This window comes from Streptomyces sp. NBC_01497 (assembly GCF_036250695.1).
GTDB lineage: Bacteria > Actinomycetota > Actinomycetes > Streptomycetales > Streptomycetaceae > Streptomyces.
On sequence record NZ_CP109427.1, the window covers coordinates 7686865 to 7711935 of the forward strand.

Annotated in this window: 17 protein-coding genes; 7 read left to right on the plus strand and 10 right to left on the minus strand. The window is 72.4% G+C overall.

Features of this window, described 5'->3' with window-relative positions; all coding sequences use genetic code 11:
• Nucleotides 1-51: 51 nt before the first annotated feature.
• Together OG310_RS32580 and OG310_RS32585 are read left to right on the plus strand one after the other, a co-directional pair.
• On the plus strand, nucleotides 52-1038 hold the full coding sequence (locus OG310_RS32580; protein WP_329459432.1) for an AraC family transcriptional regulator: 987 nt from the start codon (nucleotides 52-54) through the stop codon (nucleotides 1036-1038).
• A 278-nt stretch (nucleotides 1039-1316) separates the two neighbouring features.
• The gene (locus tag OG310_RS32585; RefSeq protein ID WP_329459433.1) at nucleotides 1317-2336 is read left to right on the plus strand and encodes an aldo/keto reductase; all 1020 of its coding nucleotides are present in this window, start codon (nucleotides 1317-1319) and stop codon (nucleotides 2334-2336) included.
• Between the two features lie 139 nt (nucleotides 2337-2475).
• On the opposite strand, the gene sthA is transcribed toward OG310_RS32585, so the two are convergent.
• Together sthA and OG310_RS32595 are read right to left on the minus strand one after the other, a co-directional pair.
• On the minus strand, nucleotides 2476-3879 hold the full coding sequence (gene sthA / locus OG310_RS32590) for a Si-specific NAD(P)(+) transhydrogenase (protein ID WP_329459434.1): 1404 nt from the start codon (nucleotides 3877-3879) through the stop codon (nucleotides 2476-2478).
• A 278-nt stretch (nucleotides 3880-4157) separates the two neighbouring features.
• Nucleotides 4158-4868, minus strand: a complete 711-nt coding sequence (locus OG310_RS32595) for an AraC family transcriptional regulator (protein WP_443078915.1) — start codon at nucleotides 4866-4868, stop codon at nucleotides 4158-4160.
• Nucleotides 4869-5622: 754 nt separating this feature from the next.
• On the opposite strand from OG310_RS32595, the gene OG310_RS32600 reads away from it, so the two are divergent.
• On the plus strand, nucleotides 5623-6456 hold the full coding sequence (locus OG310_RS32600) for an aldo/keto reductase (RefSeq protein ID WP_329459436.1): 834 nt from the start codon (nucleotides 5623-5625) through the stop codon (nucleotides 6454-6456).
• 714 nt (nucleotides 6457-7170) lie between these two features.
• On the opposite strand, the gene OG310_RS32605 is transcribed toward OG310_RS32600, so the two are convergent.
• A complete protein-coding gene (locus OG310_RS32605; RefSeq protein ID WP_329459437.1) occupies nucleotides 7171-7779 on the minus strand; it encodes a TetR/AcrR family transcriptional regulator in 609 nt (202 codons plus the stop codon).
• Between the two features lie 157 nt (nucleotides 7780-7936).
• Between OG310_RS32605 and OG310_RS32610 the strand changes: the two genes are divergently transcribed.
• Together OG310_RS32610 and OG310_RS32615 are read left to right on the plus strand one after the other, a co-directional pair.
• Complete coding sequence (locus tag OG310_RS32610) at nucleotides 7937-8650, plus strand: SDR family NAD(P)-dependent oxidoreductase (protein WP_329459438.1); 714 nt, start codon at nucleotides 7937-7939, stop codon at nucleotides 8648-8650.
• A gap of 404 nt (nucleotides 8651-9054) precedes the next feature.
• Nucleotides 9055-11448, plus strand: a complete 2394-nt coding sequence (locus tag OG310_RS32615) for a GH92 family glycosyl hydrolase (protein ID WP_329459439.1) — start codon at nucleotides 9055-9057, stop codon at nucleotides 11446-11448.
• A 112-nt stretch (nucleotides 11449-11560) separates the two neighbouring features.
• Here the strand turns inward: OG310_RS32615 and OG310_RS32620 are convergent, their stop codons facing one another.
• From OG310_RS32620 to OG310_RS32635, 4 genes are all read right to left on the minus strand, one after another.
• Entirely contained in the window at nucleotides 11561-13315 is a 1755-nt protein-coding gene (locus OG310_RS32620; protein ID WP_329459440.1) for an L-lactate permease, read from the minus strand.
• Nucleotides 13316-13401: 86 nt separating this feature from the next.
• Nucleotides 13402-15066: a (Fe-S)-binding protein gene (locus OG310_RS32625; protein ID WP_329459441.1), complete on the minus strand. Its 1665-nt coding sequence runs from the start codon at nucleotides 15064-15066 to the stop codon at nucleotides 13402-13404.
• On the minus strand, nucleotides 15067-16212 hold the full coding sequence (locus OG310_RS32630; protein ID WP_329459442.1) for an FAD-binding oxidoreductase: 1146 nt from the start codon (nucleotides 16210-16212) through the stop codon (nucleotides 15067-15069).
• A gap of 1 nt (nucleotide 16213) precedes the next feature.
• On the minus strand, nucleotides 16214-17719 hold the full coding sequence (locus OG310_RS32635; RefSeq protein ID WP_329459443.1) for an FAD-linked oxidase C-terminal domain-containing protein: 1506 nt from the start codon (nucleotides 17717-17719) through the stop codon (nucleotides 16214-16216).
• A gap of 814 nt (nucleotides 17720-18533) precedes the next feature.
• Here OG310_RS32635 and OG310_RS32640 point away from each other — a divergent pair.
• Nucleotides 18534-19358 (plus strand): alpha/beta fold hydrolase, encoded by an 825-nt coding sequence (locus tag OG310_RS32640; RefSeq protein ID WP_329459444.1) that lies wholly within the window; start codon nucleotides 18534-18536, stop codon nucleotides 19356-19358.
• A gap of 218 nt (nucleotides 19359-19576) precedes the next feature.
• On the opposite strand, the gene OG310_RS32645 is transcribed toward OG310_RS32640, so the two are convergent.
• Both OG310_RS32645 and OG310_RS32650 read right to left on the minus strand, forming a co-directional pair.
• The gene (locus tag OG310_RS32645) at nucleotides 19577-20788 is read right to left on the minus strand and encodes a cysteine desulfurase-like protein (protein ID WP_329459445.1); all 1212 of its coding nucleotides are present in this window, start codon (nucleotides 20786-20788) and stop codon (nucleotides 19577-19579) included.
• Between the two features lie 110 nt (nucleotides 20789-20898).
• Complete coding sequence (locus tag OG310_RS32650) at nucleotides 20899-21525, minus strand: alpha-ketoglutarate-dependent dioxygenase AlkB (RefSeq protein WP_329459446.1); 627 nt, start codon at nucleotides 21523-21525, stop codon at nucleotides 20899-20901.
• A 492-nt stretch (nucleotides 21526-22017) separates the two neighbouring features.
• Here OG310_RS32650 and OG310_RS32655 point away from each other — a divergent pair, with 492 nt between their 5' ends.
• A complete protein-coding gene (locus OG310_RS32655) occupies nucleotides 22018-23745 on the plus strand; it encodes a hydrogenase maturation protein (protein ID WP_329459447.1) in 1728 nt (575 codons plus the stop codon).
• A 365-nt stretch (nucleotides 23746-24110) separates the two neighbouring features.
• On the opposite strand, the gene OG310_RS32660 is transcribed toward OG310_RS32655, so the two are convergent.
• Nucleotides 24111-24920, minus strand: a complete 810-nt coding sequence (locus OG310_RS32660) for a DUF4097 family beta strand repeat-containing protein (RefSeq protein ID WP_329459448.1) — start codon at nucleotides 24918-24920, stop codon at nucleotides 24111-24113.
• Nucleotides 24921-25071: the final 151 nt, after the last annotated feature.

Sequence of the window (25071 nt, forward strand, 5' to 3'; positions counted from 1 at the left end):
CCCCCGGACGTACGGTGGAGTGTCCCAGCCCCCGCCAGCACAGGAGTCCCGGTGGATCCGCTCTCCGACATCCTCTCGTCGTTGAACGTCCGCACCGGGTCCCTGTCCGGCATCGACGCGGGCGGGGACTGGGCGCTCGGATTCGGGGTGCACGAACACATCAAGATCGGCGTGGTGCTCTCCGGTGCTCTCTGGCTCGCCGTGGACGACGCGGACTGGGTCGAACTGCACGCCGGCGACTGCTACCTCCAGTCGGCCCGGGCGTCGTTTCGCATCGCGTCCGGCCCCGGTCTCGCGACGCTGCCGGGCAAAGCGGTCTTCGACGCCTCGGACAGCAGGATCGTCCCGGTCGGCGACGCCGCCGTGGCCGACCGCACCCGCGTCCTCGGCGGCAGCGTCACCTTCCTGGACACCACGGTCGCGCTCCTGATGGAGGGGCTGCCGCCGGTCGTGACCATCGAGGCGGGCACGGCCGAGGCGCTCGCCATGCGCCCCCTGCTCGAACTGCTGATGGCGGAGGCCGAGGCGGACGGGCGGCTCGGGACCGCCCTCATGGCGGAACGTCTCACGGAACTCCTCTTCGTCCAGGCGATCAGAGCGGTGGCCACCGACGGCGGGGGCCACCGCCTGGACGGCTGGCTGGGAGCGCTCGGTGACGAACGGATCGGCGCCGCCCTGGTCCTGATGCACCAGAACCCGGCGCGCGGCTGGACCGTCGCCGAACTCGGCGCCAGGGCCGGCATGTCCCGCGCCGCCTTCGCGTCCCGTTTCCGGGCCCTCGTGGGCATGCCGCCGCTCGACTACCTCCAGCGGTGGCGCATGCTGGCCGCCGGGCGGGAACTGCGTACCGGCACCCGCACCGTGGCGGCCCTCGCCGGACGCTGGGGCTACGGCTCCGAGAGCTCCTTCAGCAACGCCTTCAAGCGGGTGACCGGCGTCTCGCCCGGCCGCTACCGCGACGGCGCGCACGCCCCGGGCGTGCTGCCCCCCGACCGGGTCCCGCCGCGGTTCCGGGTGGAGGCCACCGGGCCGTCCTGAGCGGGGCGGGCGTTCGCACGGCGGCGGGTCCGCACCGGGACGGACGGTGCCGCGACGGCCCGCCCGCACCGAGCCGGATCGTCGTGCGAAGGCCCGTTCGCCTCCGGGCGGACCCCCCGTCATCCGCCGACACGCGCAGCCATCCGCCCCGGCCGGCGGGCTGGACGCACGCGCAAGTTCTCTGGACCCGCCGTCATGGCCCGAGCCCGCCCCGGCTCCGTAGCGTCGACAGCCGTGAGCCCCCGCGATCCTCTGCGGGGGCGGAAGGCGGTAGGACCATGAAGTACGCGTTGCTCGGCAGTACCGGCATCTTCGTCTCCCGCGTGTCGTTGGGGACCATGACCTTCGGCGGCAAGGGCATCCAGCCCTGGGACCGGATGGGCGCCCTCGACCAGAAGGCCGCGGACGAACTCGTCGGCATCGCCCTCGACAGCGGCGTCAACCTCTTCGACACGGCCGACATCTACGCGGCCGGTGAGAGCGAGGAGATCCTCGGCAAGGCGCTCGGCGCCCGCCGAGACGACATCGTCCTGGCGACGAAGGCGTACGCGCCGATGGGCAGCGGTCCCAACGACCAGGGCCTGACCCGGCTGCACCTGACCCGTGCCCTCGACGCCAGTCTGCGGCGCCTGGGCACCGACCACATCGACCTCTACCAGGTGCACAGCTTCGACCCGGTCACCCCGCTGGAGGAGACCCTCGGGGCGCTGGACGACGCCGTGCGCCAGGGCAAGATCCGCTACATCGGCGCCTCCAACTTCGCGGCCTGGCAGCTGATGAAGGCGCTCGGTGTGTCCGACCTCGGATCCCGGACGCGGTTCGCGTCACTGCAGGCCTACTACTCGCTCGTCGGACGAGACCTGGAGGACGAACTGCTGCCCGTCGTACGGGACCAGGGGCTCGGACTGCTCGTGTGGAGCCCGCTGGCCGGCGGGTTCCTGTCCGGCAAGTACACCCGCGAGGGGTCGAGTGACGCGGACGCGCGGCGCCTCAAGGGCGGCCTGCCGCCGGTGGACCCGGAGCGCGGGCACGACATCGTGGACGTGCTGCGGACCGTGGCGGCCCGGCACGACGCGCAGGTCGCCGCGACGGCACTCGCCTGGGTGATGGCCCAGCGGGGAGTGAGCAGTGTGATCGTCGGGGCGAAGAGGCCCGACCAGTTGCGGGCGAACCTCGCGGCGGTCGACATCGAACTGACCGAGCGGGATCTGCGGGAGCTGGACGCCGTGTCGGCGCCCGAGCCGACATACCCGAGCTGGATCGTCGGCGACCCGGCGGCCCGCTACCCGCGTGGCTGAGGCACGGGCTCCCCGAGGGCCGGACGGCGCCCGCCGGTAAGGCCGGGAGCCGGCCCCCGGGGCCCGGTGCGAGGGACGGGCCCGCGCCCGCCGCCGGGGCCCGCGCCCGCCCCCGGCGGTGTCCGGGGTCTGTCCGGACTCAGCGCTCCATGCGGTCGATCTGCCGGATCTTGTTGGTCACGTCGAGAGCTGCCACCTTGTACGACTCGGCGAGCGTCGGGTAGTTGAAGACCGCGTCCACGAGATAGTCGACGGTGCCACCGCAGCCCATCACGGACTGGCCGATGTGCACCAGCTCCGTGGCGCCGGTGCCGAAGCAGTGGACGCCCAGCAGCGAACGGTCCTCGGGCGACACCAGCAGCTTCAGCATGCCGTGCGCGTCCCCGATGATCTGCCCGCGCGCCAGCTCCCGGTAGCGCGCCACCCCGACCTCGAAAGGAACGCAGGCGTTCGTGAGTTGGTCTTCCGTGCGGCCGATGAAACTGATCTCGGGGATCGTGTAGATGCCGATCGGCTGCAACTCGTCCATCTCGTGGACCGGCTCGTCGAAGGCGTGGTACGCGGCGACGCGGCCCTGCTCCATCGAGGTCGCGGCGAGGGCCGGGAAACCGATGACGTCACCGACGGCGAAGATGTGCGGCACGCCCGTTCGGTACTGCTTGTCGACGGTGATCCGTCCGCGTTTGTCGGCGGTGAGCCCCGCCCGGTCGAGACCGAGTTCGTCCGTGAGGCCCTGGCGGCCCGCGGAGTACATCACGGCGTCCGCGGCTATCTTCTTGCCGCTCGCGAGAACCGTCAGCGCGCCCTGCTCGTGGCGCTCCACGGCGGCGACGGTCTCGCCGAACCGGAAGGTGACGCCGAGGTCGCGCAGCTCGTACTTGAGCGACTCGATCACCTCGCCGTCGCAGAAGTCGAGCATCGACGCCCGCTGCTCGACCACGGTGATCTTGGTGCCGAGCGCCGCGAACATCGAGGCGTACTCCATGCCGATCACACCGGCGCCGACGACGACCATGGAGCGGGGAACCCGGTCCATGTTGAGGATGCCGTCCGAGTCGATGATCGTACGGTCGTCGAACTCCACGCTGGCGGGGCGCGCGGGCCTGGTGCCGGTGGCGATCACGATGTTGTCCGCGCTGACCAGTTTCTCCTGGCCCTGCGCATCCTTCACAGCGAGTGTGTTGGCGTCCTCGAACCGCGCCACCCCGGTGATCAGGGTGACCTGGTTGCGGGAGAGCTGGCTGCGCACGACGTCGACCTCGCGCCGCATCACATGGTCCGTGCGGGCGGTGAGGTCGCCCACGGTGATGTCGTCCTTGACGCGGTAGCTACTGCCGTACATATCGCGCTGGTTGAGCCCGGTGAGGTACAGCACCGCCTCGCGCAGCGTCTTGGAGGGGACGGTTCCGGTGTGGATGGAGACGCCGCCGACCATCTGGGGCCGGTCGACCACGGCGACCCGGTGGCCCAGCTTCGCTGCGGCGATGGCGGCCTTCTGACCGCCGGGGCCCGATCCGATGACGAGCAATTCGAAGTCACGCACGACCCGAAGTCTGACATTCCCCCCGCCGTCCCGTAACCCCGGGGTTGGAGCGGTCCGGGCCGGGGGCACGCCGGTACGCGCACCGGCGCGGACCCGGGCCTTGCCGGGCCCCGGTGGACCGGCGGCCGTCGGCGCCGCGGGGCCCCTTGGCCGGACCACGCGCTCCGGAACTCCCGCGATCCCGGATGCCGCCCTCCCGCGCTCGACGACTTCGCGGCGGGCCCTGAAGAAGCGCAAGGAGGCCTGAACCCGTGCCCCGGGCCGGGCGCGGAGCGGCCTCAGGGCCCCGGCCGGTCGCTCCCCGCGAAGTACGCGCCCGGGGTACGGCCCGTCTCCTGCCGGAACGCGGCCACGAACGAACTGGGCGTCGCGTAGCCGACCTGCCGCGCCACCGCGGCGAGCGGCCGGTTCGCCGCCATGTGTTCGAGCCCCGCGCGCAGCCGCACCCGGGTCCGCCACCTCCCGAAGGACAGCCCTGTCTCCGCGCTGAAGAGGCGGGCGAGCGTGCGGGCGCCGGCTCCCACCTCCCGTCCCCAGTCCGCGAGCGCCCGCGGATCGGCCGGCGTGGCGATCAGCGACCGTGCCACCCGGCGGGCCCGCTCGTCGGCCGGCATCGGGACCTCGATCGTCGTCACCCGGACCGGCCGCAGCAGGTCGAACAGCACGGCCTCGGCCCTGCGGCGCGGTTCCTGGCCGAGATCGGGGTCGCCGAGATGTGCTGTCAGCTCCCGCAGCAGGGGGCCGACCGCGACGACCGTCGGACTGGTCCACCGCACAGGGCACCGTTCGGGCAGCAGGTAGATGCTGCGCATCAGCGCCGGGCGGGTGGCCGTCGTCGTGTGCGGGACACCGGCCGGGATCCACAGGGCGAGCGTGGGCGGCAGCACCCACTCGTGCTCCGCCACCTCCACACTCAGCACCCCGGCCGGCGCCCACACCAGTTGATGGACGTCGTGTTCGTGCTCACCGAAGCGCAAGCCCTTCGGCATGTCGAAGTTGACGACGCGCAAGGCGTCGCCGGCGGCGTACCGGGCGTGCGGGGCGCCGCCGTGGCGGGCCCCGGCACCCCGGCCCGGGTCGGGGTCCCGCCGGGCGGTGCGCTGCCCCGGGGAGCCCGGCCCGGCCGAGTCCGCAGGGGTCCGCCCGAATTCCGCCGGACCGTTCTCCGGCCCGATCCGGGCGGCGTCCCGCGGCGCGTCCCGGCGGGAAGCCGAGGGGGCTTCCCCCTGGGCGTCCCGCCGTCCGGCCGGCCGGGGTTCCCGCCGCGTTCCGGCCGGAGTCTCGTGTCCGTTCAGCGACATGGAGCGGCACTGTATCGCCTGTTCGCCAGCCCGTGCCGCCGATACCTCAGGGAATCGTGCCGGAACCGGAACCGGAACCGGAACCGGAACCGGCGCGGGCGGGGGACACCGGGCCACGACCGGGGGCCGCGACGCGGGCCGAGCCCGAGGCGGCACCGGCCTCCGGGCGCCGGCCGTCCCTGCCGCGGCAGCGCCCCCCGGCAGGGACGGCAGGCCCGGACGGGGACGGTGTGCCGCCCCTCGGCGCCTGACGGCGGTGCGGTGGGCGCACCGGCCCCGCCCGGGCAGCCCGTGCGCCGCTGTGACAGCCCCCACCCCGGGCCCGTCGCGGACGGGGATGTCGCTGGGCCGTGCGGGTGGCGACCGGTGGGTAGGTGTTACCGCGCGCGGCAGTGGGGGACTCGAAGGTGACGACCGCTGTCCCCACGACGGAGGAACAAACGTGACCGAGGTACCGACCATCACCCTCAACAACGGTGTCGGCATCCCTCAACTGGGCTTCGGGGTGTTCCAGATTCCCCCGAAGGACACGCGCGCGGCGGTCCTGACCGCTCTCGAAGTCGGTTATCGCCATATCGACACGGCTGAGATGTACGGCAATGAGAAGGAAGTCGGGCAGGCGGTCCGGGACTCCGGCATCGACCGCACCGAGATCTTCGTGACCAGCAAGCTGAACAACGGCTTCCACGAGCCCGAGGCGGCCGAGCGAGCGTTCCGCACGACGCTTCGGACGCTGGACATCGGTTACCTGGACGCGTTCCTCATCCACTGGCCGCTGCCGAAGGTCTTCGACTTCGTCGAGACCTGGCACGCGATGGAGGAGATGTACCGCTCGGGCGACGTGAACGTGATCGGTGTGTCCAACTTCCAGCCGCACCACCTGCGCCGCCTGCTGGAAGGTTCCACGATCGTCCCGGCCCTCAACCAGATCGAGGTCCACCCCTACCTGACGCAGGACGACGTCCGCTCGTTCAACGCCGAGCACGAGATCGCGACCGAGGCGTGGTCGCCGATCGCGCAGGGTCTGGTCCTCGGCGACCCGGTGATCACCGCGATCGGCGAGCGGCTCGGGAAGACGCCCGCACAGGTGACGCTGCGCTGGCACATCGACCGGGGAGACATCGTCTTCCCGAAGTCGACGACCCCGTCCCGGATCAAGGAGAACTTCGACCTGTTCGACTTCGCCCTGAGCGAGGAGGACATGGCGCAGATCTCGGCGCTGAACAGGAACGAGCGGACGGGCTTCGACCCGGACAAGAACAACGCGACGTCCTGAGGGTACGTCCGGCCGCCCCGAGCAGGCTGTCACCGCAGGCAGGGCGGCTGGACGGCCGACGCGATCCGGGTCCGGCGCCGCCCGGCGCGAGCCCTGGCGGCGGTGGAGGCCGGCCAACCGGTCGGCCCTCCACCGGTTCTCCGCGCGAAAGCTGCGACAACGCCTCCATGGGGAAGCCCCGACAACGCCCCGATGGGGAAGGCGCGTTACTCCCGTGCACTTCTCTTGACACGTGCAAATCCCCGATGCGCCGTGAAGGTGGACGGGGGCGCAGGCGGGGACGGCCTTGATACCGCGGTGCGCTTCGCCGTGGTCGTCCCCGAGGTGCCTGACCGGTGAGGGCGTGCAGTCCTCCCGTCAGCCGTCCCAGGGACCTCTGTTCCGGCGGGCTCGACACCCTGGGAGGGGCGCGGCGGCCGCCCGCGTCACGGAGGGGGAACCCCGGCACCGGGGGAGCGGCGGGGGCACGCCGCACGCGCATTCTGCTTCGGATGACTTCCTTGGTGGCCGACTCCGGAAGTCCTTCGGGGGTTGACTTGAGCACGCGTCTTGTGGTGTCCGGTCAGCGGAGCGGACGCGCTACCGGTGTCGTTGCGCATGACGCCGTGCGTGGCCCATCCGTAGCCGGCTGGGAGATCCGGATCCGGACCCGGCCTGTGGCAGCGGACGTGCCCAGTTTCCGTCCACGGTTTGCGGGCTGGTGGGTCGCTGCGGTCAGCCGCGCACCGCAGCCAGGCACTCGTCGTACAGGTCCATGATGTCGCTCTTGCCGTCGTTGACGACCCATTCCATCGATGCGGCATCCAGGCAGGCGAACGACGTCGCGATCACCGCGCGGGCCTTCGCGCCTACGTTGCCGGTAGTCGCGTCCATGCGGGTCTCGATGAGCGGCAGCAGGTCCTCCTGGAACCGCAGTCGCTTTTCGAGCCAACCGGCGCGCAGCGAGGCGGTGTTGTGCAGGAGACGGAACCGCTCCAGGGTCTGTTCGCGGCTGTCGTGCAGGGTCAGTACGGCAGCAACCCCTGCGCGCAGGGCCTCCCAGACGCCGACCTCGGCCGGCAGTTCGCTGATCGTGTCTGTCAGGACCTGCCCGAAGCGGTCCTGGTTGTCGCCGAGAAGGTCCTCCTTGGCGCCGAAGTAGCGGAAGAGGGTGCGTTGGGAAACGCCGGCCTCTCGGGCGATCTGGGCGATGGTCGTCTCGTCGTAGCCCTGCTCGGTGAACAGGCGCAGGGCCGTCTCGAGGATCTCTCGGGAGGCCATCTGTCGTGTCCGGTCCCACAGCGTGGTGGGAGTCCTCGTCGCTGCCTTGGCGTCCTGGTGCATACCACCAGATTACCCAGCACTGCCAGACCGGCATGGACATCCCGTGTGGCAGTGACAGCCAATTTGGCATACGCTGCCAGAAGTTTCGCGGCACCGCCCACTGCCCCACGGACGGAGCTGCTCACCCCCCGCCGAGAAGTACGCAAAGGAGCGCATCATGTCCGCACCCACGGCTTTGATCACCGGTGGAACCAGCGGCATCGGCAAGGCGACCGCCGAACTACTCCACTCCCGCGGTTACCGCGTCATGGTCACCGGCCTCGGCAATGTCGCCGCCAACGGACTTCCCGAAGACGTCACGGCTGTCCGGGCCGACGCACGGTCCCTGCCGGACATCGACCAGGCGATGGACCAGGCGCGCCGGCAACTCGGCTCCCTCGACCTGCTCTTCCTCAACGCGGGCATCTCCCGTCCCGGCCCGATCGAGTCAACGGACGAAGACGCCTTCGACGCCTTGTTCGACATCAACGTCAAGGGAAACTTCTTCACCCTGCAAAAGGCGCTGCCGCTCCTCAACGAGGGCGCCTCAGTCGTGTTCACCGTGGGCGCCGCCGAAGGAATCGGGGCCGCGATGACAGCCGCCAAGGGCGCCCTGCTGCCCCTCATGCGGTCCCTCGCGCTCGAACTGGCCCCCCGCCGCATCCGCGTCAACGCGGTCAGCCCGGGAATGATCAACACGCCTGCCTACGGCAAGATGGGTGTCTCCCAGGAAATGATCGACTCTTGGGCCCGGGACGTCCCGCTCGGCCGCGTCGGCGCTCCCGCCGACATCGCCGAAGCCGTGGCCTTCCTCGCCTCGGACGCCGCCGGATACATCACTGGCGACAACCTCATCGTCTCCGGCGGCATCGGTGTTCACACCAACGCCTGACGAGTAATTTGGCTCTGAAGGGAAGGTTCGCCGGGTCCGACGCTCAGGCTGTGGCCCTGGCGAGCCGGCAGCCCGTGCGGCTGGAATCCTCCGCCGCACCGGCAACTTGATCAACCCCCGAAGGACCTACGACGCCGACCACTTGGTGTGAACTCCCAGCACGACAGGGGAAGGTGACGGAGCGTCAGGCATGCGGAGGCCCCGGCTCCGCCATCCGCCGGCCGGACTCCGCACCGCGCCGGCCGCCGTCTTCGCCCATGGCCGCCCGCGATCCGCCTTCCGCCCGCCCTCTTGACGGGTGCGGGTCAACGCTCGAAGAATGGGCGCGGCCTGTTCTGACAACGTTGTCTAGCGAGGTGGACATCTGCCCGCGGTGGCGGGGTCACCTCCTTGGAGGATTTCCGATGAGATGGACCCGACAACCGCGGCCGCGTTCACGCCCGCGACTGCGGCTGCGCGCGGCGGGAGCGGTGACAGCGGCGCTGCTGACCGCCGGCACGCTGGCCGCGTCCGGCGCGCAGGCCGCGCCGGGGAGCGCCGCCGGCCCGCACGGCCCGCTCACCGCCCTGGTGAACCCGTTCATCGGCAGTCAGGACGAGGGCAACACCTACCCCGGCGCCACGGTCCCGTTCGGCATGGTGCAGTTCTCCCCCGACACCGGCCACAACACCGGCTACGACTACACGCAGAACCAGATCCGGGGCTTCTCCCTCGTCCACCTCTCCGGAGTCGGCTGCGGGCTCGGCGGCGACCTGCCGGTGCTGCCCACCACCGGTGACGTCAGCGAGACGGACTACGCGAAGTACGCGGCCACCTTCAGCCATGACGACGAGAAGGCGAGCCCCGGTTACTACAAGGTGGGTCTTGACTCCGGCATCACGGCGGAGCTGACGGCCACCGGGCGTACGGGGGTGCAGCGCTACACCTTCCCCGCCACGGACAAGGCGAACGTCCTGCTGGACGCGGGCCAGTCACTGCACAAGAACCTCTCCACCAAGGTCGAGATCCTCGACGACCACACGGTGCGCACGGCGATCACCGGCAGCGGTTTCTGCCAGGACACCAAGCCGTACACCGTCTACACGGTGACCCACTTCAACCGGCCTTTCACGACCTCGGGCACGTGGAACGGCGAGACGGTGAGCGCGGGCTCCAGGACGTCGTCCGCGACCTCCGGGCTCAACGGCGCCTATGTACGCTTCGACACGCGCAAGAACCACAGCGTGGAGGCCACCACCGCGGTCTCCTATGTGGACGCGAAGGGTGCGGCGCTCAACCTCCGTGCCGAGGGCGGCCGTTCCTTCGACACCGTGGAGCGGGCCGCACAGTCGACCTGGGAGAAGCGACTGGAGAGCGTCCGCGTGCAGGGAGGCAGCGGCACACAGCGGAACACCTTCTACTCCTCGCTGTACCGGTCCTTCCTCGCACCGAACACGGGCAGTGACGTCGACGGCCGCTACACCGGCTGGGACCAGAAGATCCACCGGGCCAAAGACTTCACGTACTACCAGAACTTCTCCCTGTGGGACACCTACCGGACCCAGACCCAACTGCTGTCCCTGCTCGCGCCGCAGCAGGCGCGGGACATGGCGATCTCCGTACTGCAGATCGACAAGGACAGCGGCTGGCTGCCCAAGTGGGGCTACGGGACCGTCGAGACCAACATCATGACCGGCGACCCGGTCACCCCGTTCCTCACCAACGCCTTCCAGCAGGGACTGCTCAAGGGCTACGAGGAGCAGGCCTACCAAGCGCTGAAGAAGAACGCCGACGGTGTGCCGCCCACCGACTCGGCGCCCGTCGGGCGCGAGGGCAACACGGAGTACCTGGCGCACGGTTACGTCCCCTACATCGCGAACCACACGCACGCCAAGCCCGGTGACTCGGACTACGACTACGGCGGCTCCGCGACCCTGGAGTACGCGCTCGCCGACGGCATGCTCGCGCAGATGGCCGGCGACCTCGGCCACCGGGCCGACGCCGCCCGGTACGCGAAGCGCGCCGAGAACTACCGCAGTGTCTTCGACCCCACGACCGGCTTCTTCCGCGCCCGCGACACCGACGGCGCGTTCACCGGTCCCGACGACCCGGCGCAGAGCGTGGGCTTCCACGAGGGCACGTCCTGGCAGTACCAGTGGCTGGTGCCGCAGGACATCCCGGGCATGGTGAGCCTGATCGGCGGTGAGAAGGCGGCCAACGACCGGCTCGACTCCTTCTTCGCCTATGACCAGTTGGTGCAGGACCCGGCCGGGACCGCGAGCGAGGTCTGGGTCAACGGGCCGTACTCGTACTACAACGCGAACAAGTACAACCCGTCGAACGAGCCGGACCTCATCGCCCCGTACACCTACCTGTCCACGGGCCAGCCCTGGAAGACCACGGACGTGGTGCACGCGGCGCTGACCCTCTTCACCGACACGCCGACCGGTATGACCGGCAACGACGACCTGGGCACCATGTCCGCCTGGGACGTGCTGTCGTCCATCGGGATCTTCCCGGTGCAGCCGGGCACCAGCACCTGGGGGCTGTCGACCCCGGTCTTCGACCGCGTCGACCTCACCCTGGACCGGCACTACTACCCCGAGGGCCGGCTGAGCATCAAGGCCCCCGGTACGTCGGACACCGACCGGTACACGCAGTCCGTGTCGGCGGACGGTTCGTCCTACGGGAAGACGTACCTGACCACGGCGGCCCTGCGCCACACCCGCGATCTGACGTTCACGGTCGGCGCGCAGCCCTCGCAGTGGGGCACGTCCGCGGACGCCGCCCCGCCGGCCGTCGTCGGCTCCGCCGGCTGACGGACGGCGGACGCGCCGGGCCGGGCACCTCGGCGTCCGGCGCGTCCGCCCATCGCCACCTGCGGGAGGCCCGGGTCACGCACCGCGTGACCCGGGCCTCCCGCAGGTACGGCTAGACGACCATCCAGTCCAGTACCGGTGTCGACTGCAGGTACACCAGGACGCACATGAACAGCAGGAACGCCAGCGACCACACGATCACCCGGCGGAAGATGATCCCTTCCTTGCCCTGCATCCCCACCGCGGACGCCGCGATCGCCAGGTTCTGCGGCGAGATCATCTTGCCCAGGACCCCGCCCGAGGAGTTCGCCGCGGCCATCAGGGCCGGGGACAGGCCGGCCTGGTGCGCGGCGGTGATCTGGAGGGCGCCGAACAGCGAGTTGGACGAGGTGTCCGAGCCGGTCACCGCGACGCCGAGCCACCCGAGGATCGGCGAGAGGAACGCGAACAGCGCACCCGCGCCCGCCACCCACAGGCCGAGTGTGGTGGTCTGACCCGACTCGTTCATGATGAACCCGAGGCCCAGCACCAGCATCACCGTCAGGATCGCGAACTTCAGCTGGTCCAGGGTCCTTCCGTACGCCCTGGCGGCGCGGCCGGGACCGACCCCGAGCAGGAGCAGGGTGATGAGTCCCGAGATCAGCAGCAGACTGCCCGCCGCCGAGAGGAAGTTGAGCTTGAACGTGGTGGCGACCGGATCTCCGGCGCCGTTGGTGATGTGCAGGCCAGGCCAGTTGACGATGCGGGTCACCGATTCGAGGCCCGTGCCCGAGGCGCCGACCCCGGTGGGCGGCTTGCCCTGGATCGCCGGTACCCGGGTCGCCAGCACGAACACCACGATGATCACCAGGTAGGGAGCGTAGGCGCGGAAGACCTCCAGCGGTGTGTCGCGCGGCGCCCGCCCGGTCGCGGAGGCGGATGTCCGGCCGGCCCCGGGGCCCGCGGTCGTCGCGCCGGCCGGGGCCTTCGCGCCGAGGCCGTCGGTGCCGGCCTCGGCGTCCGCCCCGTCCCGCGCTCCGCGCGCAGCCTCGTGGTACGTCTCCTTCGGCTGCCACACCCGGGTCAGCAGGACCACCGCCAGCGCCGCCGCCAACGAGGCGACGATGTCCGCGAGTTGCACGGACCAGAAGTTCGCGGACAGGTACTGGAACACACCGAAGGTCACACCGGCCACCACCGCGGGCAGCCAGGTCTGGCGCAGTCCCCTGCGTCGGTCGACGATGAACACCAGTGCCAGGGGCACGAACACCGACAGGACGGGAGTCTGCCGTCCCACCATCGCGCCCAGCTGGTCCACCGGCAGGCCCGTCACCCCGGCGAGCGTGGTGACGGGCACGGCGATCGCGCCGAACGCCACCGGCGCGGTGTTGGCGACCAGTGTCACCGTCGCGGCTTTCAGCGGTTTGAAGCCCAGGGCGATGAGCATCACGGAACTGATGGCCACCGGTGTGCCGAATCCGGCCAGCGCCTCCATCAGGGCGCCGAAGCAGAACGCGATGATGATGGCCTGCACCCGCTGGTCGTCGCTGACGGAGGCGAACGACCGTCGGAGTACGTCGAAATGGCCCGTCTCAACCGTGATGTTGTACACCCAGATCGCGTTGATCACGATCCACATGATCGGGAAGAAGCCGGTCGCGGCGCCCAGGGCCCCGCTGTTGAAGGCGTCGCCGACCGGCATCGAGTACGCGGCGACGGCGACGATCACGGAGACGGCGGCGGATATCAGCGAGGCGAGCCAGGCCTGCATGCGCAGGACGCCCAGCAGGATGAACAGGACGAGCAGCGGGAGGATCGCGATCAGCGACGACCACCCGATCGAATCGGCTATCGGGTGGTAGTTCTGTTGGTATGCGGCAAGCAGCACGGTGCACCCCTTCTGGGACGGCGGGGAAACCTGCGGCCCCGGCGTCCGGACGCTCCGCCGGGGAGATCCTGGGGACAGTGCCGGGCCTACCCGGGGGCTCCGGTGGCCGGCGGGCGCGGGGAGGACGCGTCGGTGGGCCGCCGGGCGGCGGACGGCGCCGTGGCCGTGTGCGTTGCCGGCGACGTGGCGTCGCCGGCGGGGGGCAGGACCGTGCCCGGCCCGTCGAGTGCCCGGGCGAGCACCCGCTCCACCGGCACCCCGCGGATCGACGCGTCCAGCACCTGAACGGTGTGCGCGACGGGCATCCGCTCGCCCATGCGCGCGAGGGTCGTCGCGACCTGCATCCAGCACCCCGGATTGGCGGTCACCATGACGTCGGCGCCCGTCGCGAGGACCGCCTTCGCCTTGCGTTCGCCGAGTTCGCGGGCGGGTTCCGGGTGCAGCAGGTTGTACGTGCCGGCGCTGCCGCAGCAGATCTCCGCCTCCGTCAGTTCCTTCACCTGAACGCCCGGCACACCGCGCAGCAGCCGTCGCGGCTGCTCGCGTACGCCCTGGGCGTGCGCGAGGTGGCAGGCGTCCTGGTAGGCGACGGTCATCGGCAGCGGGTGGCGTTCGGCGACCGGGCCGAGTTCGTCCAGCAGTTCGGTGATGTCCCGGGCCTTCGCCGCGAGCGCCGCCGCCCGCCGCGACCAGTCGGGCTCGTCGCGCAGCAGGTGCGCGTATTCCTTGAGATGCGATCCGCAGCCCGCCGCGTTGACCACCACCCTCTCCACGTGGGCCGCCTCGAAGGTCTCGATGGCGCGCTTCGCGAAGTCCAGTGCCTCCGGCTCGCGTCCCGCGTGCGCCGACAGGGCGCCGCAGCATCCCTGCCGGGGCGGTACCACCACGTCACAGCCCTCGGCGGCCAGGACCCGTACCGTCGCCGCGTTCACGTCGGGGAAGAACGCGCCCTGCACGCAGCCCGTCATCAGGCCCACCGTGCTGCGCCGGGTGCCGCGCGCGGGCGTGCGCGGCGGCAGGGGCTTCGTACGGCCCAGCTTCGGCGCCAGCGCCTCCATGGCACGCAGCGGTTCCGGCAGCCGTGCCAGCAGTCCCGACCTGGCCAGCGCGCGCCCGAGTCCGGTCGCCTGGTAGGCCCGAAGCGGTCCGCGCAGCGCCCGCAGCCTGCGTGGATAGGGGAACACCGCGTAGACGGCCGCGCGCAGCAGCCGCTGCGCGCGGGGCCGTTCGACACGCCGCTCCAGTTGTGCCCGGGTCGCCTCGATCAGCCGGTCGTAGCGCACACCGGACGGGCAGGCCGTCACGCACGCCATGCAGCCCAGGCACTGGTCGAGGTGGCGGACGCTGCCCGCGTCGAACGCGTCGCCCTCCAGCGCGCCCTTCATGATGTCGATCCGGCCACGCGGGCTGTCCATCTCCTCGCCCCACAGCACGTACGTCGGGCAGGTCGGCAGGCAGAAGCCGCAGTGCACGCAGTCCCCGATCAGCGCGGCGTCCGGCGGCCGGTGCGCGTCGAACGCCCCGTCCGGCGGCGGGCCGCTGCCCGGCATGCCGAGGCCCACGGTGGCCGCCGCGGCGGTGGCGGCGATCGGGCCGCCCTGCCCCATGGAGAGCGGGTCACGCGCGCCCACCACCTCGGCGGCGGCCCGGTCGGCCGGGCGGACAGCTCCGCCTTCGGCCCGGGGGCCGCCCTGCGGGCCCGGGGCCTGGCCGGGAGTGCCGGGTTCTTCGGATCCGGGTGCCATCGCCATTCAGAGCCCTCCGAGCAAGCGTCCGGGCGACAGCCGTCGCGCCGGGTCGAACTGGTCCTTCACCCGTGTCATCAGGCCGAACGAGTCGGCCACCGGCCCCCAGTGGGCCGCCGCGTCCAGCGGACCGCGCGCGGCCAGCACCACCGCGGAACCGTCGTACGGTGTGATCGCGGCGCGCAGCGCGTCCAGGTCCGCCTCGCCCGGGAGCGCCGCGTACGCCACCCCTGTGCACGCGGACGCGGTGCCGGACGCGCCGTCCGGCAGGGCTGCCAGCACATCCGGCAGCGCGGCCGGCGCGTACGCCAGGCGCACCACCAGCGGCCCCTCGGGGCGCCGGCCGAACCAGTCAGGTACCTCGGCCCTCTCCTCGCCACCACCCAGCAGGGCGAGCGCCGTCGCCGACTGGGCCCGTACGGATGCTTCAATCGATTCGAAGAGCACCACGAGTTCGCCGCGACCACCCGCGACGAAGCTCAGTTCGACGGCGGTCGGCGTCAGCGTGGAGCGCGCCACCGCGGCGGCCAGCCGTCCCGCCGCCTCGGCGTCGCCGACCGGCAGCACCACGGCGCCTGCCGCCTTCGGCAGCGGATGCAGCCGCCAGCTGGTCGAGACGACGACGCCGAGACCCCCGTGCGCGCCGGTGTACAGCTTGCCGAGGTCGTATCCCGCGACGTTCTTGACGACCTTTCCGCCGGAACGCGCCGTCGTACCGTCCGCGAGGACGACCGTCACCCCGATCAGGAGGTCGCGAACGGTGCCGTAGCGCAGCCGGCGCGGCCCCGACGCGTTCGCGCCGACGATCCCGCCCAGCGTCGCGCCCTCCTCCGGCGGGTCCAGCGCCAGCATCTGGCCGTGCTCCGCCAGCCGCCGCTGGAAGGCGTCGAGCGTGACGCCCGCCTCCGCGACCGCGACGAGGTCGCCCGGCTCGTGCTCCACGATCCGGTCGAGACCCGTGGTGCGCAGCAGCACGTCGCAGGCCGACGGCGGGGCCGCCCAGCCCGTCTTCGTACCGGCACCGACCGGTACGACGCTGCCCCTCGTGGAGCGCAGCACCTCGGCGACCTCGTCCGCGGTCGCCGGCTCCACCACCTCGGCGGGCACCACGCCCCCGATCGCGTCCGGACGTGCCCCGCGTACCGACGCCACGTCAGAACACCTCGCCGAGCGACGGGTCGCGCCGGTCGTCGGCCGTCCGTACGCCCGGCCGCTCGCCGCACAGCCGGGGCGTGGGGAACAGCTTGCCCGGATTGGCGATCCCCGCCGGATCGAAGGCGCACCGCACGAGTTGCATCGTGTCCAGGTCCGCGTCCGTGAACTGCCGGGCCATCTTCGACTTCTTCTCCACGCCCACACCGTGCTCGCCGGTGATGGAACCCCCCAGATCCACACAGAGATCGAGGATCGCGAACCCCAGTTCCTCCGCCGCGGGGGCCGCGCCCGGCACCTTGTCGTCGAAGAGGATCAGCGGATGCAGATTGCCGTCACCCGCGTGGAAGACGTTCGCCACGCGGACCCCGGCCTCGTCGGCCAGCCGCCCGATCTCGGCGAGCACCTCCGGCAGTCGGGTCCGGGGGATGACGCCGTCCTGCACGTAGTACGCGGGGCTGATCCGGCCGACCGCGGCGAACGCGGACTTGCGGCCCCGCCACATCAGGGCCCGTTCGGCGTCGTCGCGGGCGATCCTCGTCTCGAACGCGTTCCGCGCACCCGCGATCTCCTCGACCAGCCGGAACTGCTCGTCGACCTCGGCGCGCGGCCCGTCCAGCTCGATCACCAGCACGGCGACCGCGCCGTGCGGATACCCGCACTGGACGGCGGCCTCCGCGGCCTCGATCGCGAGCGCGTCCATCATCTCGATCGCGGCGGGCAGGATGCCCGCCGCGATGACGTCGCTGACCGTCCCCGCGGCGTCGGCCACTTCGTGGAAGCCGACCAGCATCGTCCGTACGCTCTCGGGCGCCTGGATCGTGCGCAGGGTGACCTGGGTGGCCACGCCGAGCGTGCCCTCGCTGCCGACGAACGCGCCGAGCAGGTCGAGGCCCGGGTGCTCCGGGGCGGTGCCGCCGAGGTGCACGACCTCGCCGTCGGACAGGACGACCTCCGCGCCCATCACATGGTTGACGGTGAACCCGTACTTCAGGCAGTGCGCGCCCCCGGCGTTCTCCGCGACGTTGCCGCCGATGGAACAGACCTGCTGGGAGGACGGATCGGGCGCGTACGCCTGCCCGTAGAGGGCGGCCTCCCGCGTCACCCAGAGGTTGACGACACCCGGCTCGGCCACGACGCGCGCGTTGTCCGGGTCCACGGACACGATGGAGCGCAGTCTCGACAGCACGATCAGCACCCCGTCCGCGACGGGCATCGCACCGCCGGACAGGCCGGTGCCGCTGCCGCGCGCCACGAACGGCACACCGTCGCGGGCGCACATCCGCACCGTCTCCACCACGTCGTCGCGGTGCCCCGCGAGCACCACCACCGCGGGCCGCACCCGGAACGTCGCCAAACCGTCGCACTCGTACGTCCGCAACTGGGCGGGGTCGGTGAGCACCCTGTCGGCCCCGATGCGGGCCCGCAGGCGCTCCGCGAGGCGCAGCGCACGGGGTGCCGCTGCCCCGGGCGCCGTGCCGGCCACCTCCGCCAGGTGCTGACTCATCGTCTCTCCTCGTCGTCGTGGGTCCTCAGGGGCCTGCCCGCCCCTGCCGCGGTGCCTGCCGCGGCCTCGCGAGGTCCACTGTCCTGCGGCTCACTCCTCAGGTCAGGATGTCCGGGCCGTGGCGGCACCGGATCACCACATCGACGGAGCCCGCCGGTCGCGGGGGCGTCGCGCGCCCTGCCCCTACCCCGGAGGCAACTACCGAATGCCGGTAGATCTCTATCGAATGCCGGAAGAATGCAACCGCGACGGGGGAGTGTCAAGAGTCACGGCACCCTCTTGTTTCCCCGTCAACCACTTGCTGATGCCCCGTCACACCTCGGACCGGACAGGTCCCGTGCGCCGGGCAGCGGGACCGCGGGGCGCATGTCCCACTGTCACGACAGGGACGGGACGGTGCTCCCGCCGCGAGGGAACAGGGACGGGACGGTGCTCCCGCCGCGAGGGAACAGGGACGGGACGGTGCTCCCGCCGCGAGGGAACAGGGACGGGCGGTGCTCCCGCCGCGAGGGAAGCGAGGGCGCCGCGCGTCCCGCGCGAGGCGTTCACACACCGGCCAGGGCGACAGCACCTACCGCGGCGAACGTCGGCACCGACCACGCGACGGACCGTCCCCTGCGCCGGCGCACGCCACCCGGCCAGGACACCGCCCCTGAGCGGCCGTTCGCGGGGCCGGGTCCCGCGGTGGAGTGGACGGGTGTCATGACTTCACCCCACGACTTCCGGACCCGGCCCTCGACGGGCGGCAGACCCTCTCGGCGGATGTCGGAGGTCTGTCGGTGTGCTGTCGGCCGGGCCGCGCATCCTGAGCCGCATGACCGAACTTCTCGCGACACAAGACGACGGCACGTCCGTAACGGCTCTCGACGAAGGCAGCGGCCCGGCGCTGCTGTGTGTTCACCCCGGCAGCAACGACGAGACGTCCTGGGACGCCGTGGCCCCCTTGCTGACCGGCGCCTTCCGGGTCGTCAGGATCCGGCGCCGGATCTACGCCCCGGGCGCGGCCATCGCACCCTCCCACTCGATGGCGGACGAGGCGGCCGACATCCTGGCCGTCGCCCGGCTGCTGGACGGGCCGGTGTTCCTCGTCGGCCACTCCTCGGGCGCGGTCGCCGCCCTGGAAGCCGCACTCCTGTCCCCTTCCGCGTTCGCCGGCCTGTTCCTCTACGAACCGCCGATCCCCACCAGGACACTCCTGGCCGGGGAAGCGGGAGCGCGGGCCCGTGCGGCGCTCGACGCCGGCGACCCGGCGGAGGCGATGCGGATCCATATGCGCGACATCGTCGGCATGCCGGCACCCGAGGTCGACGCCATGTTCGACAACGCCTGGGTACGGGCCGCGTTCGCCGTCCGCGCGCCGGCGCAGATGGCCGACAACACGGCGATCGACGCGCTCGGTGTGGGCATCGACCGCTTCCGGACGCTCACTTTGCCCACGACGCTTCTCGAAGGGGACCTCAGCCCCGCACACCTGCGTGAGCGGGTCGCGGATCTCGCGGCCACCCTGCCGCGGACGCGGATCGTTCAACTCGCCGGCCAGGGACACATCGCGCAGCTCACCGCCCCCGATGTCCTCGCCGACGCCATCCGCGAGGCGGCGGTGCGCACACTGGGCCGGCCTGAGCGGCAGGTCTCCTGAGGGGTCCGGTTCGCCCGGTGGGTGCGGCCGAAGGTGCCGGAGCGGGCAAGGGGCCGCCGGCGGGGCGCCCGCCGTATCCCGGGAGCGCGGTGAGCGGCCCCGGCGGGGCGGGCGGGGCCGCGCTCCCGGGTGGCCCAACGCCCCTCTCGGCCCCGGGCGCCGGCGTCTCGCCCCGCGCGGCGGCCGCCCGCCGGCCGCCTCTCGGCCCTGCAGGCGCATCACGCGCCGGTGAACCGGGCCAGTCCTTCGATGAGCCGGTCCACGTCGCTCGCGTCGTTGTAGGGGGCGAGGCCGATCCGCAGGCCGCCCGCGTCGCCGAGTCCGATCCTGCGGGACGCCTCCAGCGCGTAGAAGGAGGCGGCCGGGGCCGCGATGTCGCGTTCGGCGAGGAACCGGTAGGCGTCCGCGGCGTCCCGGCCCTCGAAGGTCATCAGCAGCGTCGGCGTACGGTCCTTGGCACGCGAGTGCACCGTCAGGCCGGGGATCCCCGCGAGCCCGGACTCGATCCGCCCGCGCAGCACGTCCTCGTGGCCCTCCAGCGCTGCGAACGAGCGGACGAGCCGCTCCCGACGGGTCCCGGTCCCGGCGTCGTCGCCTGCGAGCCCGGCGAGGAAGTCCACCGCGGCCTCGGCTCCGGCGAGGAGTTCGTAGGGCAGCGTGCCGAGTTCGAACCGCTCGGGCACCGCGTTCGAGGAGGGCAGCAGCTTGTCCGGCCGCAGTTCCGCCAGCAGTTCGGGGCTGCCCGCGAGCACGCCCAGGTGCGGACCGAGGAACTTGTACGCGGAACAGACGTACGTGTCGGCGCCGAGCGGCCCGAGGTCGACGCACGCGTGCGCGGTGTGGTGCACGCCGTCCACGTGCAGCAGGGCCCCGGCCGCGTGGACCAGCTCCGCGATCCTCGCCACCGGCGGGCGTGTGCCGATCAGGTTGGACGCGGCGGTGACGGCCACCAGACGGGTCCGCTCCGTGAGGACGGCCGCGATGTCGGAGGGCGCCAGTTCACCGGTCTCCGGGTCGAAGTCCGCCCACCGCACGACGGCGCCCACGGCCTCCGCCGCCTGCGTCCAGGGCCGGATGTTCGCGTCGTGGTCCAGCCGGGTGACGACCACCTCGTCGCCCGGCGCCCAGGTCCTGGCGAGCGTGCGGGCCAGGTCGTACGTCAGCTGGGTGGCGCTGCGCCCGAACACGATGCCGCCGGGTGCCGCGCCCAGCAGGTCCCCGAGCGCCGTGCGGGCGCCGATGACGATCCGGTCGGAGTTGAGCTCGCCGGCCGTCAGCCGCCCCCTGTTGGACAGCGGGGCGGCCATGGCGGCGGCGACGGCGTCGATGACGGACCGGGGGGTCTGGGTCCCGCCGGGCCCGTCGAAGAAGGCGACCCCGCTGTCGAGGGCGGGGAACCGGGCGCGTATCGAGGCGATGTCATAGGTCACGGGCCCACCGTAGATCGGGAGGCGCACGGCGCGCCCGCGGGTCCGCCTCCCAAAGCGTCACCCGCCCCGCGCCGGGGAATCGCCGCCGTGCCCGCGGCGCGGCCGAACGCTCAGCGCACGTCGCGGGGGCGGAACTGGATGCTGATGCGCGGACCCACCGGACGGGCGGTCTTGAGGATGGCGTGCTCCCAGGTGCGCTGGCACGAGCCGCCCATCACCACCAGGTCCCCGTGGCCCAGGGGTACACGCCGCGCCGCGCCGCCGCCCCGGGGCCGCAGCGCGAGGTCGCGCGGTTCGCCCACCGACAGGATGGCCACCATGGTGTCCTCGCGTGAGCCGCGGCCGATGCGGTCGCCGTGCCAGGCGACGCTGTCGCGGCCGTCCCGGTAGAAGCAGAGACCGGCCGTCCGGAAGGGTTCACCGAGCTCGTCGCCGTAGTGCGTGCTCAGCGCGGACCTGGCGTCGTCCAGTACGGGGTCGGGCAGCTCGTCCTGCGCCCGGTAGAAGCAGAGGAGCCGCGGCACCGCCACCTCCCGCTCGTACATCCGGCGCCGCTCGGCCTGCCACGGCACCTCGACTGCCAGCGTCTCGAACAGCGTGTCGGCGCCGGTCAGCCAGCCGGGCAGCAGATCGATCCACGCCCCGTCGCCGAGGACCGTGCGCCGGGTCGCGCCGAGCGGCCCGAGCCGGGGCGTCGGTGCCTGGTCGAACAGCGAGCCTTGGAGTGATACGGACATACCGGCCAGCGTAGCGCGTCACCCGAACAGGTGTCCTATCGAATATATGTACGATTCATCACGTGGGGGTGGAGCACACGACGGCGGGCCGGACCGGTGGGCCGGAGGCGTCAATCCTTCGCGAGGGCGACCAGGCTGTTTCGTTCGGGCCAACCGGTCGTGGGCGCGCGGGTGCCGTCGACCGACGCTCAGCGGGCATCGGCCGGGCCGTGTCAGGCATCGAGACGTGTCGGCGACACCGGAGGGAGCGGGGACCCGACGGAGCGGACCGTCGTGGCGCCCGGCCGGCCGCGGGAGCGGGTGGCGCCCGGCCGTCGTGCGCGGATGCGGACCCGGGCCGTTCCGTCCTCGGCCGGCCCGTCGGCTGCTGCCCCGGGCCGAGCTGATCGGGTGACCCTCCGGCGCGCATGCCTCCCGTGCCGTTGCCCGAACGGGATGATCGCCGATGGCTGGACCGCTGCCCTCCGCGTGCCGGGCAGCCGGGAGGCAGCCGTGAGAATCCTGCTCGTCGTCAGCGCGTTCAACAGCCTGACCCAACGCGTGCTCGTCGAACTGCGGGACTGCGGGCATCAGTTGGCCGTGCAGATCGCTTTCGACGACGACGCGCTGAGGAAGGCCGTCCAGCGGCACAGACCGGAGCTGATCCTGGCGCCGATGCTGAAGAGCGCGATCCCCCACGACGTGTGGTCCGCGTACCGCTGCCTGATCGTGCACCCCGGGCCGGTCGGCGACCGCGGCCCCTCCTCCCTGGACTGGGCGCTGCAGGAGGGCACCCGGCAGTGGGGCGTGACGGTCCTGGAGGCGGGCGAGGTGATGGACGGCGGCGACGTCTGGGCCACCGTGCCCTTCTCCCTGACCGAGAAGGTCGCCAAGAGCGATCTCTACCGGGGCGAGGTCGCCGACGCCGCGATGGAGGCGGTCCAGCTCGCGGTCGAGCGCGTCGGCTCGGGTACGTACGTACCGACGTGCCAGTCGCGGATGGCGGCGCCGGGACGCACCCGGCCCTACTTCGATCAGAGGCGCAGACGGATCGACTGGCGGGCGGACAGTACGGCCACGGTGCTCCGGGCGCTGCGGGCCGCTGACTCCCAGCCGGGGGTCCTGGACGAACTGTGCGGCGCCGAGTGGTTCCTGCACGGCGGCCACCCCGAGGAACGGCTGCGGGGGCGCCCCGGCGAACTGCTGGCCACCCGGGCCGGCGCCGTCTGCCGCGCCACGGTCGACGGCGCGGTGTGGATCCCCGAACTGCGGGCCCGCAGGCGACCGGGCGGCCCGCCCCGCGTCAAGCTTCCGGCGGTGCTCGCCCTCGGCGCCTCGCTGCCGGATCTGGCGGTGGCCGAGGAGCCGGCGGAGGACGGCGAGACGTGGAAGGACATCCGCTACCGGGAGGACGGCCCGGTCGGCATGCTGGGCTTCTCCTTTCCCGGCGGGGCGATGAGCACCGGCCACTGCCGGCGGCTTCTCGCCGCGTACCGTCACGCCTGCGCACGGCCGACCTCGGTCCTGGTGCTCGGAGGCGGCCGGGACTTCTTCTCGAACGGGATCCACTTGGGCGTGATCGAGGCCGCCGACGACCCGGTCGCGGAGTCCTTCGCGAACATCCACGCGATGGACGACCTGGTCGAGGCGGTGCTGAGCACCACCGACCGGATCACCGTCGCGGCGCTGGGAGGCAACGCCGGAGCGGGCGGCGCGATGCTGGCGCTGGCGGCGGACGAGGTGTGGTGCCGCTCCGGCGTCGTCCTGAACCCCCACTACCGGCTGATGGGCCTGTACGGCTCCGAGTACTGGACGTACACCCTGCCGCGCCGGGTGGGCCCCGATGCCGCCCGGCGCCTGACCGGGGAAGCCCTGCCGGTGAGCACAGCCGCGGCCGAACGCCTGGGCCTCGTCGACCGGATCATCCACTGCGGGCCCTCGGACTTCACCGAGCGGGCGACGGCGCTCGCTGTGCGCACCGCCGCACAGCCGTCCACGCAACAGCGGATCGCCGAGAAGAAGGGACGGTTCGCGGACGAACAGTCCGTCAAACCGCTGGATGTGTACCGGCAGGAGGAGATCGCCCGGATGAGTGCCACCTTCCTCGACCCCCGGGCGCCCTACCACGCCCTGCGCCGCGCGTTCGTGCACAAGGAGCGCCCGACGGCCGACCCGGAGCAACTCCGTGCGCTGAACAGCGGCAGGACGGCCGGTCAGGCGGGCGGGCGGCCGTCCCGCTGACCCCTTCTCGATCCACGGTGCCGTGGCCGGTCCGCCGTGATGGCGGAGCACGAGCTGTGCGTCGGCCTGCCTCATCGTCCGCGAGCGCCGCGGTCAACGGGACCGGGCCCGGCGCCGCACCGCCCGCGGCTCGCGTCATGGCGCCGACACCGCCGATGCCGCCCTGTCCGGAGCGGCATCGCGAACCGGTGCCACCGGCTTCTCGTGGCGGTGGCGCCCCTGTCCGGCGGATGGCGTGGTCGTGCGGCTCGCCGGCCGGGGCCCCGTCGGCGGGCCCGGCCGCGCGCTGGTGCCCACCACCCCACGAACGTGTGCCCGCACGATCGTGGAGAGCACCGACACCGTCCGGCTCGGATCCCTCCGGGCTAAGCCCCCTCGGACGCCGTCACGTCGCCGTTGACCGTCCGCAGCGTCAGCGTCTCGGGGCCGCCCTGCCGGGTCGGTACATCGATACGGCTCTGCCCGTTGCGCGATGTGGCGCGCACCGCGTAGGAGGGCGCCCCGCGCGGCACGGTCAGGGCGACGGACCCGTTGGTGGTCACGGCGTTCACCGAGCCGGGCGCGTGCACACAGCCGAGGACCACGTCCCCGTTCACGGTCGACGCCGCGAGGCTCGCCGCAGCCAGCCCCGTGGTGCGCACGGAGCCGTTGCGGGTGGCCAGCGCGATGGAGGCGCGGGAGCTCCCGGCGCCGGTGCTCGTGACGTCACCGTTGACCGTCGAGAGGTTCAGACTCCCCTTCAGCCCGGCCACGTCGATGCCCGCGTTGTGCGCCGACACCGTCACCGGCGTCGTGGCGGGCACCTCGACGGTCGGCATCCGCGCGCAGGACCCGCTGCCCGGGCAGACCAGATCGAGCACCCGGACGCCGTCGTGGTGCGACCAGTGGCCCCGGGCCGCGCCGTGCACACGTGCCCGGCCGTCGTCGGCGGGCCGCAGCCGTACGCCGTTCTCGGTCGTGATGACGAGCCGGTCCTTCGGTCCGAGCGGCATCGAGGACGGGGAGGCGCCGGCCGCCGGGGAGGCGTCCCGGGCACCGCTCGCTGCCGTGCGGCCCGGGGCGGGCCACGCGCCACCCCCGGCGGGGCCGCCGCCGCTGTCGCAACCCGTCACCGTCACCGCGAGCGCCGCGCAGAGCGCGCCGAGCGCCACACCCGTTCCGTAGAGCCTTCGCATGCGCTCCGTCTGCCCCCGTTCACCGCCCTCAGCGCACCACGGGGCCCCTGGCCGCCGGCCGCGTTCCCCTCCGGCCGGCACCCCGCCGTCGTGGCGCCCGTCACAGGCACCACGCCGACCAGCGGCTGCGTGAGTGGGACTCACCTCATCT